The organism is Rhizobium sp. PEPV16 (genome assembly GCF_008919455.1).
GTDB classification, from domain to species: Bacteria; Pseudomonadota; Alphaproteobacteria; order Rhizobiales; family Rhizobiaceae; genus Rhizobium; species Rhizobium leguminosarum_Q.
The window spans coordinates 204,237-220,169 of the sequence record NZ_VSZV01000310.1 but is presented as its reverse complement, the minus strand read 5'-3'; the positions used below and the strand labels follow the sequence as shown (position 1 = coordinate 220,169).

Annotated in this window: 15 protein-coding genes; 12 read left to right on the top strand and 3 right to left on the bottom strand. The window is 61.7% G+C overall.

Features of this window, described 5'->3' with window-relative positions:
- The first annotated feature begins 6 nt into the window (after window positions 1-6).
- Window positions 7-1,917 carry a family 20 glycosylhydrolase gene (locus tag FY112_RS18090; protein ID WP_151518999.1) on the top strand — a complete coding sequence of 637 codons (1,911 nt, stop codon included), beginning with the start codon at window positions 7-9 and terminating at the stop codon, window positions 1,915-1,917.
- A gap of 51 nt (window positions 1,918-1,968) precedes the next feature.
- On the opposite strand, the gene FY112_RS18085 is transcribed toward FY112_RS18090, so the two are convergent.
- Window positions 1,969-2,880 carry an ROK family protein gene (locus FY112_RS18085; protein WP_151518998.1) on the bottom strand — a complete coding sequence of 304 codons (912 nt, stop codon included), beginning with the start codon at window positions 2,878-2,880 and terminating at the stop codon, window positions 1,969-1,971.
- A 400-nt stretch (window positions 2,881-3,280) separates the two neighbouring features.
- On the opposite strand from FY112_RS18085, the gene FY112_RS18080 reads away from it, so the two are divergent.
- The 9 genes from FY112_RS18080 (at window position 3,281) to FY112_RS18040 (ending at window position 13,214) form a co-directional block, all read left to right on the top strand.
- On the top strand, window positions 3,281-3,859 hold the full coding sequence (locus FY112_RS18080) for an exopolysaccharide biosynthesis protein (RefSeq protein ID WP_181018240.1): 579 nt from the start codon (window positions 3,281-3,283) through the stop codon (window positions 3,857-3,859).
- 149 nt (window positions 3,860-4,008) lie between these two features.
- The gene (locus FY112_RS18075; protein WP_003543131.1) at window positions 4,009-4,962 is read left to right on the top strand and encodes a sugar-binding transcriptional regulator; all 954 of its coding nucleotides are present in this window, start codon (window positions 4,009-4,011) and stop codon (window positions 4,960-4,962) included.
- Window positions 4,963-5,108: 146 nt separating this feature from the next.
- The gene (locus tag FY112_RS18070; RefSeq protein WP_131623707.1) at window positions 5,109-6,419 is read left to right on the top strand and encodes a sugar ABC transporter substrate-binding protein; all 1,311 of its coding nucleotides are present in this window, start codon (window positions 5,109-5,111) and stop codon (window positions 6,417-6,419) included.
- Between the two features lie 138 nt (window positions 6,420-6,557).
- Window positions 6,558-7,430, top strand: a complete 873-nt coding sequence (locus FY112_RS18065) for a sugar ABC transporter permease (protein ID WP_072640497.1) — start codon at window positions 6,558-6,560, stop codon at window positions 7,428-7,430.
- Window position 7,431: 1 nt separating this feature from the next.
- Window positions 7,432-8,262 carry a carbohydrate ABC transporter permease gene (locus tag FY112_RS18060; protein ID WP_017989488.1) on the top strand — a complete coding sequence of 277 codons (831 nt, stop codon included), beginning with the start codon at window positions 7,432-7,434 and terminating at the stop codon, window positions 8,260-8,262.
- A gap of 18 nt (window positions 8,263-8,280) precedes the next feature.
- Complete coding sequence (locus FY112_RS18055) at window positions 8,281-9,279, top strand: ABC transporter ATP-binding protein (protein WP_131718794.1); 999 nt, start codon at window positions 8,281-8,283, stop codon at window positions 9,277-9,279.
- An 84-nt stretch (window positions 9,280-9,363) separates the two neighbouring features.
- The gene (locus tag FY112_RS18050) at window positions 9,364-10,845 is read left to right on the top strand and encodes a mannitol dehydrogenase family protein (protein ID WP_131718795.1); all 1,482 of its coding nucleotides are present in this window, start codon (window positions 9,364-9,366) and stop codon (window positions 10,843-10,845) included.
- A 96-nt stretch (window positions 10,846-10,941) separates the two neighbouring features.
- Window positions 10,942-11,631, top strand: coding sequence for an HAD family hydrolase (locus tag FY112_RS18045; RefSeq protein WP_017995242.1), 690 nt, complete (start codon window positions 10,942-10,944; stop codon window positions 11,629-11,631).
- Entirely contained in the window at window positions 11,631-13,214 is a 1,584-nt protein-coding gene (locus FY112_RS18040) for an FGGY-family carbohydrate kinase (protein WP_131718796.1), read from the top strand. Before FY112_RS18045 ends, FY112_RS18040 begins: the two co-directional genes overlap by 1 nt.
- Before the next feature lie 58 nt (window positions 13,215-13,272).
- Here FY112_RS18040 and FY112_RS18035 read toward each other — a convergent pair whose 3' ends face one another.
- Window positions 13,273-14,127 (bottom strand): MurR/RpiR family transcriptional regulator, encoded by an 855-nt coding sequence (locus FY112_RS18035; protein ID WP_025396105.1) that lies wholly within the window; start codon window positions 14,125-14,127, stop codon window positions 13,273-13,275.
- Window positions 14,128-14,361: 234 nt separating this feature from the next.
- On the opposite strand from FY112_RS18035, the gene FY112_RS18030 reads away from it, so the two are divergent.
- Window positions 14,362-15,075 carry a sulfate transporter family protein gene (locus FY112_RS18030; RefSeq protein WP_094087374.1) on the top strand — a complete coding sequence of 238 codons (714 nt, stop codon included), beginning with the start codon at window positions 14,362-14,364 and terminating at the stop codon, window positions 15,073-15,075.
- A 3-nt stretch (window positions 15,076-15,078) separates the two neighbouring features.
- Here FY112_RS18030 and FY112_RS18025 read toward each other — a convergent pair whose 3' ends face one another.
- Window positions 15,079-15,504: a VOC family protein gene (locus FY112_RS18025; protein ID WP_094087375.1), complete on the bottom strand. Its 426-nt coding sequence runs from the start codon at window positions 15,502-15,504 to the stop codon at window positions 15,079-15,081.
- A 78-nt stretch (window positions 15,505-15,582) separates the two neighbouring features.
- Between FY112_RS18025 and FY112_RS18020 the strand changes: the two genes are divergently transcribed.
- On the top strand, window positions 15,583-15,933 hold a 351-nt coding region (locus tag FY112_RS18020; protein ID WP_246700705.1), incomplete at its 3' end, for a TetR family transcriptional regulator.

Below are 15,933 nucleotides of genomic sequence, written 5' to 3'. Positions count from 1 at the left end.
ACGACCATGGCCGATTACCATCTGGAAGCAAGCTGGAGCCCGATCGAGGGCAGTTTCGGGCGCCTCACCTTCACGCTTTTCAATCTTTCGACCGAGCCGCTGTCCGGCTTCTCGCTCGCCTATACGTCAGAGACGCGGGTTGCCGACAAACATCTCTGCGACGGCGGTAGCCTGAAGCGGCAGGTCGCGCATTTCCACGAATTCCTGCCGCCCGAAGAGCTCAGCGTGCCGCCCGGCGGGCGCTGGCGGTTCACCGTCGAGGGGCTGACCAGGGAGCCGAAACATATGACATCAGGCGTCAAATCGGCCTATCTGACACTTGGCGACCGACGCCACGTTCCGGTTGGTTTCGGCGATCTCATGCTCGAAGGCCGGGATGGCGGCGTGGCGTTACCGCTTCTGCCGCCGGGCCGGGCCGAGGAACCTTATTCGCTGCTGCCCTGGCCGCTGGCGCTCGGGCTGAAGGCGGGAGAGCTGCCGGTCGTCCTTTATCCGGCCGCGCGGACGCGGCCCGATGCGATCAAAGCGCTCTCGCTGGTTCTGGAGCTCTACCAACGGCTCTATCCGGCCGACAGCGTGCCGTTTTCCCTCAGTGCCGTCGAAGGGGGGCGGGCCATTCGTTTCGTCACCGAATCGTCGATCGCCGCCTTTGCCTACGAATTGCGTTTTACGGCGCATGAAATCGTGCTTTCGAGTGCGGATGCCGCCGGGCGGCATTACGGGCTGATCAGCCTGGCGCAACTGCTGCACGGCGCCCGCGCCGATCGCGAGCGCTTCAAATTCCCCAGTTTCGGCACGGTCGCCGACCAGCCGCGTTATGACTGGCGCGGCTGCCAACTCGATGTGTCCAGGCAGTTCTATCCGGTGGCAGACGTCGTGCGGCTGATCGATATTCTGGCCTGGAACAAGCTCAACATCTTCCACTGGCATCTGACCGATGACGAAGCGTGGCGGCTGGAGATCAAGGCCTATCCCGCGCTGACGGAGATCGGCGCCCGGCGCGGGCCGGATGAAGTGCTCGTGCCGCAGCTCGGCGACGGGGCGCAAACGCGCTCCGGCCATTACACGCAGGAGGACGCCAGGCGGGTCGTTGCGCATGCCGCCTCGCTGCATATCGAGGTGGTGCCGGAAATCGATATTCCGGGCCACAGCATGGCGACGCTGTTCTCACTGCCCGAGCTCGTCGACGGGCAGGAGGCGCCGGATAGTTACCGCTCGGTGCAGGGTTATCCGAACAACGCCCTCAATCCGGCGGTGGAATTCACCTATGAATTTCTCGGCAAGGTTTTCGACGAGATGGTGACACTGTTTCCCGGCGAGTACCTTCATATCGGCGGCGACGAAGTGGCGCATGGCTCCTGGCTTTTCTCGCCGCTCTGCAAGGCACTGATGGAGCGGGAGAAACTTGCCGGCACCGCCGAGCTGCAATCCTATTTCCTGAAACGTATCAAAGCCATACTGTCGGAGCGCGGCAAGAAACTCGTCGGCTGGAACGAGGTCTCGCACGGCGGCGGGGTCGATCGCGACGGCACGCTGCTGATGGCCTGGGAAAAGTCTGAGGTCGGCATCGAGCTCGCGCAAGAAGGTTACGACGTGGTGATGACACCGGGGCAAGCCTATTATCTCGACATGGCGCAGGCAGAGGCCTGGGCCGAGCCCGGCGCCAGCTGGGCGGGCTACGCACCGCCGGAACATACCTACGCTTACGAGGCCGAGGGCGAGCTGCCGGAGGCGCTGCAGGAGAAGATGCGCGGCATCCAGGCCTGCATCTGGACCGAGAACTTCGTCTCGCGCGCCTATTTCAACCGGCTGGTTTTTCCGCGGCTCCCGGCAATCGCCGAGGCTGCCTGGACGCCTTCGGCGCGCAAGGACTGGGATCGGTTCGCAGCGGTCGTGCGGATGTGGCCGATGCTTTAAGGAATCGCAATTCCGGACGGAAAATCGCTTCGCACTTTTCGTGGAACTGCTTCAGGCCGCCTCGGCCTTCAGCCCCAAAAGCGCTGCGCCGATCAGGCCGGGTTCGATGCGGCATTCGCTGCGCACCACCAGCGGGCGGTCGAACTTGCGCAGGATTCGGGCGCGCACCGCGTGGTCGAGCTCGGCAAGCAGCGGCTCGACATTGGAAAGCCCGCCGCCGACCGGCACGATGGTCGCACCGGTGATGTTGATCGTCAGCGCCAAAGGCGAGGCGACGAGATCGACATAGACGTCGATCGTCCGTGTCGCCTTCTCCTCTCCATGGCGCCACTGAGCGATGATCTCCTCGCTGGCAAGCTCGAGATCGTGCAACGTCTTGTGCAGGCGCTCCAGGCCGCGGGCGCCGCCGACGGTGTCGACGCAGCCCCTCTGTCCGCAGCCGCAGGCATAGGCGGGAATGGCGATGGGCGGATTGCCGGCCGCGGATGCGATGATCGGCCCGTGACCCCATTCGCCGGCAAAGCCGCCGGCCTCGTTGACGAGGCGTCCGTCGGCAACCAGGCCGCCGCCGACGCCGGTGCCGAGGATGGCGCCGAAGACGATGCGGTGGCCGCGGCCGGCGCCGAGACCGGCTTCGGCCATCGCGAAACAGTCGGCGTCGTTGGCGATCAGCACCGGCAGACCGAGCTCGGCTCCGAGATCGGCTGCGAGCGTGCGGTCGTGGATGCAGGGAATGTTGGCGCAGATCAGGCGCTGCGTATCGGGATCGATGACGCCGGCGATGGAAAGGACGATGCGGCTCGGCTGCTCACCGGTCTCGGCGATGATGCCGCGCAGGGTCTCGACGAAAGCGGCAAAATCATCCCTGGGCGTCGGGCGGCGGCCGAGGGGAAGGATGTCTGTCTCGGAACGAGCGATGCCGCCCTTGATGGCGGTGCCGCCGATGTCGAATGAAATGATCATTGCCACCCTGACGTTTTTCTGGTCTTCGAGCGTCTGCTCGCACTGTTGGCGGGGAATTTCAAGCCTTCATTCGGCTGCGGTGTCGGTTTAGGGTCGTGCCGTGTGGCACCCCCTCTGTCCTGCCGGACATCTCTCCCACGGGTGGGGAGATCGGATAGACGGGACGGGTTTCCATCTTCCATTCCGACATGGCAAGACGTTGGAGAAATCTGGTGAGCTTAAGCCCATCGGCTCCGATCGCAGCCGCAATTTCTAACCCCGCAAGTCATTCAATTGGCATATTGCATCGCCAGAATCCGGCCCTACACTTTCATCAACTGCCGGACCCACGACCATCGATACGAGAGAAAACAGTACCATCCGAAGAGCACGTCCCAAAGGCCGCCGCCTCTCATCCATTTTGCGGCAGATGGCCGCCGATCACAGCCGCGAACGGATCTCGATCGGCGATCTATTCGACACGATGGGTGACAGGGCGATCAGCGCGTTGATGCTGATCTTCGCGCTTCCGAACGCCTTTCCCACTCCGCCGGGCACCTCGGCGGTGCTCGGCGCGCCCTTGGTCTTCCTGGCAGCGCAACTGACCTTCGGGCTGAAACCCTGGCTACCGAAGGTGATTGCCAACCGTTCGATGCGGCGGGAGGATTTCGAGGCCATTGTCGGCCGCATCCACCGCTGGCTCGCTTGGGCGGAGCGCATGCTGAAGCCGAGGCTTGCGATCTTCGCCGAACCGCCGGCGGAATATCTTGCCGGGGCGGCATGCCTGCTGCTGTCGATCGTGCTGCTGCTGCCGGTCCCGCTCGGCAATATCCTGCCGGCGGTCACGATCTCGGTCTTCGCGTTCGGGATCTTGGGCCGTGACGGGCTCTTCGCGCTCATCGGCTTCGTGATGACGGCCGTGTCGCTCGTCGTTGCCGGCGGGGTGATTTACGGTCTCGTGAAGGCGGCGATCTATCTCGTCGTGCAATGGTTTGCCTAAACGGAGTTTGCTTGAGTGATGGCGTTATTTGGCCGACCTCTTTGCAACAGGCTCGACATTTGCCGGAATTTTGTTTTGATCTGGCGCGATACAGACTCAAATCATGTTCGGCGGCGGCACGTCGGCTCATTTTGCGCGGTAGGCAATAGATGGTAAAAAGATCCGAGACCCCTGCACGGCTCGACGATGCGGCGCGTGCCGGCTGGCTCTATTACGTCGCCGGGCGTACACAGGATGAAATCGCCGCTGCGATGGGCATCTCGCGGCAATCGGCGCAGCGGCTGGTGTCGCTGGCGGTCGCCGAGCGCCTGATCAAGGTGCGGCTCGATCATCCGATCGCCGCCTGCCTGGAGCTCGGCAGTCAGCTGCGGCGGAAATTCGGGCTGAAACATGTGGAGGTGGTGCCGAGCGATCCCGCGTCGTCGTCGACGACGGTCGGTATCGCCGAGGCGGCTGCGGCCGAGATCGAGCGGTGGCTGAAACGGCCAGAGCCGATCGTCCTCGCCATTGGGACCGGCCGCACGCTGAAGGCGGCCGTCGACCAGCTGCCGGCGATCGAATGTCCCAATCACCGCATCGTTTCGCTGACCGGCAATATCGCCCCGGACGGATCGGCGGCCTATTACAACGTCATTTTCAGCATGGCCGACGCCGTGAAGGCGCGGCACTATCCGATGCCGTTGCCGGTGCTCGTCACCTCGGCGGAGGAGCGGGAGCTGCTGCATGGCCAGCAACTGGTGCGGTCGACGCTTAATATGAGCGCGCAAGCCGATGTCACCTTCGTCGGCATCGGCGAGCTCGGCATCGATGGACCGCTCTGCGTCGACGGTTTTCTCGAGAAGGACGAGATGATGGAACTGATGCGCGGCGGGGCCGTCGGAGAAATCTGCGGCTGGATCTTCGATGTCGACGGCAGGTTGATCGACAATCCGATCAACGAGCGCGTCGCATCGGCGCCGATCCCGTCCCGCGACGCATCGATGGTCATTGGGTTGGCCAAGGGCAAGCGCAAATTCAAGGCGATCAGAGCTGCCGTTGTCGGCCATCAAATCAATGCTTTGATCACCGATGAAGAGACTGCTGAGTTTTTGCTCAGGAATTGAGCAAAAAATATCCTAGTTTAATCAATTAGATGAATACACTCTTCGGCATCGCAGCAACGATTGCCGATTGACATTCGTTATCGTTTGTTGAGTAATTGCCCATGAGCGAAGCGAATGCTCACACCCCATCTTCTGGGAGGAAGATTATGACATTGAGAACTTTTCTGCTGGGCGCCTGCTCAGCACTGGCGTTTGCCGGTATGGCTTCGGCCGAAACGCTGACAATCGCGACCGTGAACAACGGCGACATGATCCGGATGCAGAAGCTGACGGATGATTTCAAGGCGAAGAATCCCGGCATCGACCTTGAATGGGTAACCCTCGAAGAAAACGTACTGCGCCAGAAGGTCACGACCGACATCGCGACCAAGGGCGGCCAGTACGACGTCTTGACGATCGGCACCTATGAAGTGCCGATCTGGGCAAAGCAGGGCTGGCTGGTGCCGCTCGACAATCTCGGCGCCAATTACGACGTCGACGACCTGCTGCCGGCGATCCGCAGCGGCCTGACTATGGACGGCAAGCTTTATGCGGCGCCGTTTTACGGCGAAAGCTCGATGGTGATGTACCGCAAGGACCTGTTCGACGCTGCCGGCCTGAAGATGCCCGACGCCCCGACCTGGGACTTCATTGCCGACGCTGCCCGCAAGATCACGGACAAGGACAAGGAAGTCTACGGCATCTGCCTGCGCGGCAAGGCCGGCTGGGGCGAGAACATGGCCTTCCTGACGGCCATGTCCAACTCCTTCGGCGCCCGTTGGTTCGATGAGAGCTGGAAGCCGCAGTTCGATCAGCCGGAGTGGAAGGATACGCTCGACTTCTACGTCAAGCTGATGAAGGATGCCGGCCCTCCGGGCGCCTCCTCCAACGGCTTCAACGAGAACCTGGCGCTGTTCCAGACCGGCAAGTGCGGCATGTGGATCGATGCGACCGTTGCCGCATCCTTCGTCAGCAACCCGAAGGAATCGACCGTCGCCGACAAGGTCGGCTTTGCGCTGGCTCCCGACAAGGGTCTCGGCAAACGCGGCAACTGGCTGTGGGCCTGGAGCCTTGCCATCCCGGCAGGTTCGCAGAAGGCCGAAGCCGCCGAGAAGTTTGTCGCCTGGGCCACGAGTAAGGATTACAGCAACCTCGTTGCCGAGAAGGACGGCTGGCTGAACGCACCTCCGGGCACGCGCGCCTCGCTCTATGCGAATGCGGAATACCAGAAGGCCGCTCCGTTTGCGAAGATGACGCTGGATAGCATCAACTCCGCAGACCCGACCAAGCCGACCGTCAAGCCGGTTCCCTATGTCGGCGTCCAGTTCGTGGCGATCCCGGAATTCCAGGGCATCGGCACGGCGATCGGTCAGCAGTTCTCGGCAGCCCTTGCCGGCCAGCTTTCGGTCGACCAGGCCCTGAAGAGCGCACAGCAGCTGGCCACCCGCGAAATGACCAAGGCCGGCTACATTAAGTAAAACCTCCCGAGCAAGAGGCGGATCCTTGACAATCCGCCTCTCTGGGCCGCCGATTGCCCGAACTGCATCGGCGGCCGCTTTTTTCAGACAAAGCTGCCTTGCGGCCGCTCCCCGCTTCAGTCCAGATCGGTGATTGCCATGGCAACCTTACACACCCGCTCCTCCGCGCGCCTGATGATTGCGCCCTCCGTGCTGCTGCTCTTTGCGTGGATGATCGTCCCGCTGGCGATGACGATCTATTTCTCGCTGCTGAACTACAATCTGCTCAGCCCCGGCATGGAAAGCTTCGTCGGTTTTCTGAACTACGAATACTTCCTGACGGATCCGGCCTTCTTCGCCGCGCTGATCAACACGCTGCTGCTCGTCGCCGGCGTGTTGTTGATCACCGTCATCGGCGGCATCGCCTTTGCGCTGCTGCTCGACCAGCCGATGTACGGCCAGGGCATCGTGCGCATCCTGGTGATTGCGCCGTTCTTCGTCATGCCGACGGTGGCGGCGCTGGTCTGGAAGAACATGTTCATGAACCCGGTCAACGGGTTGTTTGCCCATCTTGCCAAAGCGCTCGGCCTGCAGCCGATCGACTGGCTGGCAAATGCGCCGCTGTTTTCCGTCATTCTGATCGTCGCCTGGCAGTGGCTGCCGTTTGCCACCCTCATCATGCTGACGGCGCTGCAGTCGCTCGACGAGGAGCAGAAGGAAGCCTCCGAGATGGACGGCGCCGGGCCGATCTCGAAGTTCATCTACATCATCCTGCCGCACATGGCGCGTGCCATCACCGTGGTGATCCTGATCCAGACGATCTTCCTGCTTTCGGTCTTTGCCGAAATCCTCGTCACCACCAATGGCGGGCCGGGCACCGACAGCACCAACCTCACCTATCTCGTTTATGCCCAGGCGCTGCTGCAGTTCGATATCGGCGGGGCATCGGCCGGCGGGATCGTGGCTGTTATCCTCGCCAATATCGTCGCGATCTTCCTCGTGCGCCTCGTCGGCAAGAATCTGGAGGCTTGAGATGGCCAGAAAAGTCACAACCAAGCGCAAGCTCATCGTCACCGCGATCGCCTGGACGCTCGGCATCCTGATTTTCTTCCCGATTCTGTGGACGTTTCTCACCAGCTTCAAGTCGGAAGCCGACGCCATCGCCTCGCCGCCGCAGTTCCTGTTCTTCCACTGGACGACGGAGAACTACGCGGAGGTGCAGAGCCGGTCGAACTATCTCGGCCACTTCATGAACTCGGTGATCATCTCCTTCGGCTCGACGCTGATCGGCCTGATCATCGCCATTCCTGCCGCCTGGGCGATGGCGTTTTCGCCGACCAAGCGGACCAAGGATGTGCTGATGTGGATGCTGTCGACCAAGATGATGCCGCCGGTCGGCGCGCTGATCCCGATCTATCTGATGTTCCGCAATTTCGGCCTGCTCGACACGCGCACCGGCTTGGTGATCGTGCTGACGCTGATCAACCTGCCGATCATCGTCTGGATGCTCTACACCTATTTCAAGGAAATCCCCGGCGAGATCCTCGAGGCGGCGCGCATGGATGGGGCGTCGCTGATGAAGGAGATCGTCTACGTGCTGACACCGATGGCCGTGCCCGGCATCGCCTCGACGCTGCTCTTGAACATCATCCTTGCCTGGAACGAGGCGTTCTGGACGCTCAACCTCACCGCCTCGAAGGCAGCACCACTGACGGCCTTCATCGCCTCCTATTCCAGCCCCGAAGGCCTGTTTTACGCCAAGCTCTCGGCGGCATCGACGATGGCAATTGCGCCGATCCTGATCCTTGGCTGGTTCAGCCAGAAACAACTCGTCCGCGGCCTGACCTTCGGCGCTGTGAAATAACATAAAAGGGAGAGAAACATGGGCAGTATTACCCTTCAGAAGGTTTCCAAGGTCTTCGGCGAAGCCAAGGTCATCCCTTCGATCGATCTCGACATCAAGGACGGCGAGTTCGTCGTCTTCGTCGGCCCGTCGGGCTGCGGCAAGTCCACGCTGCTCCGGCTGATTGCCGGGCTCGAGGATGTCTCCGGCGGCAAGATCGTCATTGACGGCAGGGACGCCACCGAAAAGGCGCCGTCCGAGCGCGGCCTTGCCATGGTGTTCCAGTCCTATGCGCTTTATCCGCATATGAGCGTGCGCAACAACATCGCCTTCCCGCTGAAGATGGCCGGCATCGACAAGGCAGAGATCGACCGCAAGGTGAGCGATGCCGCCCGGGTGCTTAATCTCACCGATTATCTCGAGCGTAAGCCGCGCCAGCTGTCCGGTGGCCAGCGCCAGCGCGTGGCGATCGGCCGCGCTATCGTGCGCCAGCCTTCGGCCTTCCTGTTCGACGAACCGCTGTCGAACCTCGATGCGGCGCTGCGCGTCAACATGCGCCTCGAAATCAGCGAGTTGCATCAGCAGCTGAAGACGACGATGGTCTACGTCACCCACGACCAGGTCGAGGCGATGACCATGGCCGACAAAATCGTCGTCCTGAACAGGGGCAATATCGAGCAGGTCGGATCGCCGCTCGAACTCTACAGCCACCCCCGCAACCTCTTCGTCGCTGGCTTCATCGGATCGCCGAAGATGAACTTCATCACCGGCCAAAACGCCGCCGCGCTCGACGCTCATACCATCGGCGTCCGGCCAGAACATGTGCTGCTGTCGATGGAGAGCGGCGATTGGAAGGGCAGGGTCGTGGTCGCCGAACATCTCGGTTCCGACACCTTCCTGCATATCGATGCCGATGGCATCGGCATGCTGACGGCGCGCGGAAGCGGCGATTTCGCTGCCAAAGCGGGCGATACGGTCTTCCTGACGCCGGACCGTTCGCGTATTCACAAATTCAACGAGGGCGGCCTTGCCATCTGAAGCAGGCGGCCGGGCGGGGGGCAGGCATGCGAGCCGGACGATGGCGCCCGGCCGTATCGGCAAGACCTTCAAGAGGACTGAAACATGACGTGCAAACTATCGCTGGCAACGCTTTCGGATGTGGCGCGCACTGCTGCCATCCCTGGATATGACAGGGCGTCGCTGAAAGCCGGCATCGTGCACTTCGGCGTCGGCAATTTCCACCGTGCCCATCAGGCGATCTATCTCGACGAACTCTTCAACGCCGGCACGGATCACGACTGGGCGATCGTCGGCGCCGGCGTGCTGCCGTCGGATGCCGCGATGCGCGAAAAGCTTGCGGCGCAGGATTTCCTGACGACGGTGGTCGAGCAGGACAACAACAAGACGGCGGCGCGGGTCACCGCACCGATGATCGACATCCTGCCGGTCGGCGATGCCGCTGCGATCATCGCCAGGCTTGCCGATCCCGAAATCCGCATCGTTTCGATGACGATCACCGAGGGCGGCTATTTCATCGATGCATCAGGCACGTTCAATCCGGCCCATCCGGCGATCGCCGCAGACGGGGAGAACCCCAACGCGCCGAAGACGGTGTTCGGCCTGATCGTCGCCGGCCTGAAGGCGCGCAAGGACAAGGGCATCGGACCCTTCACCGTCATGTCCTGCGACAACATTCCCCATAATGGCATCGTCACCGCCAATGCCGTCGTCGGCACGGCGGCACTTTCGGACCCTGCCTTTGCCGACTGGATCCGAGCGAATGTCGCCTTCCCGAACGCCATGGTCGACCGAATCACGCCGGCGACCAGCCAGCGCGAGATCGATTTCCTCAGGGACAATTTCCAAATCGAAGACAGTTGGCCGGTCTATTGCGAGGAATTCAAGCAATGGGTGCTTGAGGATAAGTTCACCGCCGGCCGGCCGGCGCTGGAAAAGGTCGGCGTCACTTTCGTTGCCGATGTCACGCCTTACGAGCATATGAAGATCCGCATCCTCAACGGCGGACATGCAGCGATCGCCTATCCGGCGGCGCTGATGGACATTCATTTCGTTCATGATTCCATGGAAGACCCGCTGATCCGCGCCTTCCTCGCCAAGCTCGAGAAAGACGAGATCATTCCGATCGTGCCGCCGGTGCCGAACACGTCGCTGACGGATTATTTCGCGCTGATCGAACATCGCCTGCTCAACCCGAAAATAGCCGACACCATTCCGCGTCTGGCGCAGGACGGCTCGAACCGCCAACCGAAATTCATCCTGCCGTCGACGCTCGACAATCTGCGTCAGGGCAGAGACGTCGTCGGTCTGGCGCTGGTTTCAGCACTCTGGTGCCGTTATTTCGCCGGCAAGACCGACAGCGGCAAGGATATCGTCTTTAACGACGCGAGCGCAGAGCGCCTGCATGCGGCAGCGCTGAAAGCCAAGGACGATCCGTCGGCCTTCCTCGTCTTCGACGATATTTTCGGCGAAGTGGCGAAGTCCGAACTTTTCCGCAAGCGTTTCGCCCATGCTCTCAAAACCCTGTGGGAAAAAGGCACGCGGGAGACGCTACAGCTCTATCTCGACGGCAAGCTCGCAGTGTAAGGAATTCGGTGGCGGTCTCTACTGCCGCCATTCATCCGGCCTAGCGAGTGAAGCGGGACGGTAACGCGTCCGAATTGAACTCAGGTTGGGTCTTGCATGGCTGATGCTGAAACACGGCTGGTGATCTTCGATTGCGACGGCGTACTCGTCGACAGCGAGCCGATCTCGATCAGCGTGCTCGTCGGGGCGATGAACGATCTCGGCGTCTCGATCACCGAGGACCAGGCCTATGAGCGTTTTCTCGGCCGCAGCCTGTCGACTCTCATCGATACGCTGGAAACCGAATTCAACGTCCATGCCGACGAGGAATTCCTCGAGCGTATCCGCATCGAACTCTATGCCCGTTTTCGCACGGAACTGAAGCCGATCGACGGTATCGCCGCGGCGATCGACGGGCTTGGCGTTCGCTGTTGCGTTGCCTCCTCCAGCCAGATGGAACGAATCCGGTTGTCGCTGTCGGTGACCGGGCTTCTCGACAGGCTGCCCGACATCTTCAGCGCAACGATGGTCAAGCGCGGCAAGCCGGCGCCCGATCTCTTCCTGCATGCGGCGCGTGAAATGCAGGTCGAGCCGGCTCATTGCCTTGTCGTCGAAGACAGCCCGGCCGGCATTGCCGCCGCCAAGGCGGCGGGCATGACGGTCTTTGCCTTCACCGGCGGATCACATGCCAATTTCACCGGATATCGTGCCGAACTCGACCGCCTTTCGCCTGATGTGGTGTTTGACGCCATGCCGGATTTGATACACCTTGTCCGCAACCATAAGCTGGACGGGACCAAGACTTGATGCGGGATCATGTGGTTGCGGTGGATATCGGCACGGGCAGCGCGCGCGCCGGCGTCTTCGATGCACGTGGCCGTCTGCTTGCCAAGGCCGAGCATCCGATCGTGATGAACCGGCCGCGCGAAAACCATGCCGAGCATGATTCCGAAGATATCTGGTCGGCCGCCTGTACGGCAGTGCGCAGGGCGATGGAGCAATCCGGCATCGCCGCCGCCGCGGTCGGAGCGATCGGCTTCGACGCCACCTGTTCGCTCGTCGTCCGTGACCTCGAGGGCCGGCAGCTCAGCGTTTCCACAGGCGGCGACCGGCGTTTCGACACGATCGTCTGGCTCGATCACCGGGCGCTGAAGGAAGCCGATTTCTGCACGGCGACGGAGCACAGGGTGCTCGAACATTCCGGCCACGTGATGTCGCCGGAGATGGAAATGCCGAAGCTGATGTGGCTGAAGAAAAAGCTGCCCGCCACATGGGAAAAGGCCGGCTTCTTCTTCGATCTCGCCGATTTCATGACGTGGAAATCGACCGGATCGCCCGCCCGTTCGCGCTGCACGCTGACGGCGAAATGGAACTATCTCGCCCATCTCGAAAAGGGCTGGCAGCAGGATTTCCTGGAGCGGATCGGCCTCGAGGACCTTCAGGCGCGCGGCCACTTGCCGGATGAGACCACGGCTGTCGGAGACAGCGTCGGCCGGCTGACTGAGGAAGCGGCGGAAGCGCTGGGGCTGACTGTGGACTGCAGTGTCGCTGCCGGGATGATCGACGCCTATGCCGGCGCACTCGGCGCGCTCGGCGGTTATGCCGCCGATCCTGTCAAACGCGAGCACCAGCTGGCGCTGATTGCCGGCACATCGAGCTGCCTCGTTACCTTCTCGCGGGAGCGCAAGCCGAGCCATGGCATGTGGGGTCCCTATTACGAGGCTGTCTTCCCGCAATCCTGGCTGGTGGAGGCCGGGCAATCGGCGACCGGCGCGCTACTCGACCACATCGTGCGCATGCATGCGGCAGGCGGTGAGCCGACGGCGCCGCTGCATCAGAGGATCGTCGCGCGGATCGCCGAATTGCGGGCCGAGGAGGGCGATGCCTTCGGTGCGCGGATCTTCGTGCTGCCGGATTTCCATGGCAACCGCTCGCCGCTCGCCGATCCGCATGCGGTCGGCGTCGTCAGCGGACTGACGCTCGATACGTCCTTCGACGGGCTCTGCGCGCTTTATTGGCGCTCTGCGGTGGGGATTGCGCTCGGCATCCGCCATATCCTGGAAATGATGAAGGAATACGGCTACATGACCGATACGCTGCATATCGCCGGCGGGCACGTGAAAAACCCGGTACTGATGGAGCTTTATAGCGATGCGACCGGCTGCAAGGTCGTGGTGCCGAAGATGAACGAGGCGGTGCTGCTCGGCACGGCGATCGCAGCATCCGTCGCCTGCGGCTTGTACAAGGATCTGGCGGCGGCCGGCGAGGCGATGTATCCGGGCGCCGACGAACGGCTTCCCGACAAGGCGAAGCAGGCGCTCTACGACCGCGACTACCGCCGTCTTCTCGCCATGCACCGGCACCGCGTCGAATTGGAATCGATGCAATAGATTTTGGTTTTACGCATGTCGTTGTCGCAAAACCGCCGGCCGTTTTGGGCGACATGCTTTAGTGACTGGCGGTCTCGCCGAGGACGGTCGCGAATTCCATCATGCGGCGGCGGCGAAGTGCCGCCTCCTCTCCGACTTGGAGGATGACGGATTCCGACAGGCAATCGAGCAGCGCGATCAGCGGTGGAAGATTGTCGAGATCGGGGGCGCGCGCGGGCGGCAAGGACAGCATGACGTTCGACTGGTCCGCCATCCAGTCCGCCTGCTGCGGCGAAATGAGTACCACCTTATAGCCGTAGCGCCGCGCCGTTCTGGCAAGCAGCCGTGCCTTGGCGAAGCGGCGACAATCGATGATGACGAGCAGTGCGTCGTCGACCGCCAGCCGGGCGAAGAGTTCCGCAAAACGGTTGTCGGCGGCGTCGAGCGTGCGCACGCCGTCGCGGGCTTGCGTCAGCCGCTGGCAGAAATGATTGGCCAGGCTTGCGAGCCGCGCATGCGTGGCGATCGACACTTCGCGGGCAGTGCTGATCAAGCCGACGGCTTCCGACCAGTGCGGCTGCGCCGTCAGATGATAGATATGATGGAGGGCCTGGATCTGTTCGGCAACCAGCACGGCCAGCGGTTTGCCCTCCGCGGCGTCGGCATGCAGCTCGCTCATGGCGCTCTGTAATTGCGCCGGCGATGTCGTCACGGTCTCGCGAATCTCCACCTTGACGCTGTCCAATCCCTGATAACCGAGCGAGCGCAGGAAGCGCCCGACGGTCATCGGCGAGAGATCCAGCCTGTCGGCAACGGACGCAGCCGTCTCGAACGGCAGGTCGTTCAGATGCTCGGTAAAATATTTCGCGATACGGCGCTCGGCCGGTGTGCCGGTTTTTGCGTATTGCCTGAGTTTTTGCACAAAGTCTTCCACGGCAGCCTCCCCATCTTCCTCAGAGGCGTTCCGTGGATGCGCTGTTGCGACCCCTTGTCTTTGCAACTATTTCGGAAGCTGCTTCTCAGGCCCGTGCGTATTTCATGTATGTCACAATATTATATTAGTATTTGGTTTTCGACAAGTTTTCTATTACTGAATGCAATTTTATTCTCTCTTGTCGGTGGCCCGCATCTTCCCTACATCTTCGGCGCAACCGGAGACGCCTGAGACATGATTCTTGACGCCGCTCGACTTTCGCTCGCCAATCTGTTCGCAACGGAAACACGTTCTGTCTTCTGGAAGGTGCTCGGCCTGACGGTTCTCGTGCTTGTCGGCCTCTGGTTCGCGTTGCGCGGGGCCTTCATGGCCTTTCTCTTTCCCTGGCTCACGAGCTTCTTTCCCGATATGCCGGATTGGGCGGGGTGGTTCGCTCTCATCTTCGCAATTTTTGCCGGAATCGGCCTTGCTCTCATGCTGGCGCTGCTGCTGTCGCCGGTCACGGCGCTGATTGCCGGCCTGTTTCTCGACGACGTCGCCGAGGTCATCGAAAAGCGCGACTATCCCAAGGACACGCCGGGCACCGCCATGCCGCTCGGTCCGGCGATGGTAAGCTCGATCAAGTTCCTCGGCGTGGTGATTCTCGGCAATATCGTGGCATTGCTGCTGCTGTTCATACCCGGCGTCAATCTGGTCGCGTTCTTTCTGGTGAACGGCTATCTGCTCGGACGCGAGTTCTTCGAATTCGCCGCCATGCGCTTCCGCTCGCCGGATGAGGCGCGGCTCTTCCGCGCCAAGCATGCCTCCACCGTTTTTCTCGGCGGGCTGATGATCGCCCTTTTCCTGGCGATCCCGATCGTCAATCTTCTGACGCCGCTTTTTGCCGCCGGCATGATGGTTCATCTGCACAAGCTGGTTTCCGCTAAGGATCTCGGCTTGCGAGCCTGAGGCTCAAGCGGGCAGGGCGGACGCGTCGTACATCGCCGCGAATTCGGCGCTCGGCGGGATCGGCTTGATGATGTCGATCAGCACGCCGTTCGGATCGGCGGTGATGAAATGCCGCTGGCCGAAATCCTCGTCGCGGATTTCTCTCAGAATTGGCAGGCCGGCGCTCCGGCAGGCTGCATAGATCGCATCGACATCGGCGACCTCGAAATTGAGGAGCAGGCCGGACACCCTGCCGCGGGCTGTGGCCGGGATGGTCTCGTGGCTGCCGTCAAGGATGGCAAGCGCGATATACTCCTCCTCTGCCGATTGCAGGTGAACATACCAGTCGCTTTCGAACAGAGCTTTGAAGCCGAAATGCGTGCAATAAAAGCTGGCGGTGCCGGCAACGTCGTCTGTCATGATGACAGGATAATAGCTTGTCGATTTCATCTCGTTCCTCTTTTTTTACATACAGGCTGTATGTTTTTCACTATTAACATACATTCAGTTTGTATGTAAAGAGGGTGCATGAGCCGCAGCAATCGCGAGAGAACGGAGCAGACGAGACAGGCACTGATCGATGCCGGTCGACGTCTCTTCGTCGAGAAAGGTTATGCCGAAACCGCGACGCCGGAGATCGTCACGGCGGCGGGAGTGACGCGTGGCGCGCTCTACCATCATTTTGAAGACAAGAAGGCGCTTTTTCGGGCGGTTATCGAATGCGAGGCGCGCGCGGTGGCCGCTGCGATCGAGGCGCGCTCGGCGTCCTACGGCGCGCCGCGTGCCATGCTGATCGCCGGTGCCTCGGCCTATTTCGATGCGATGATGGCGCAAGGGCGCACGCGGCTTCTGCTGATCGAGGCACCTGCCGTTCTCGGT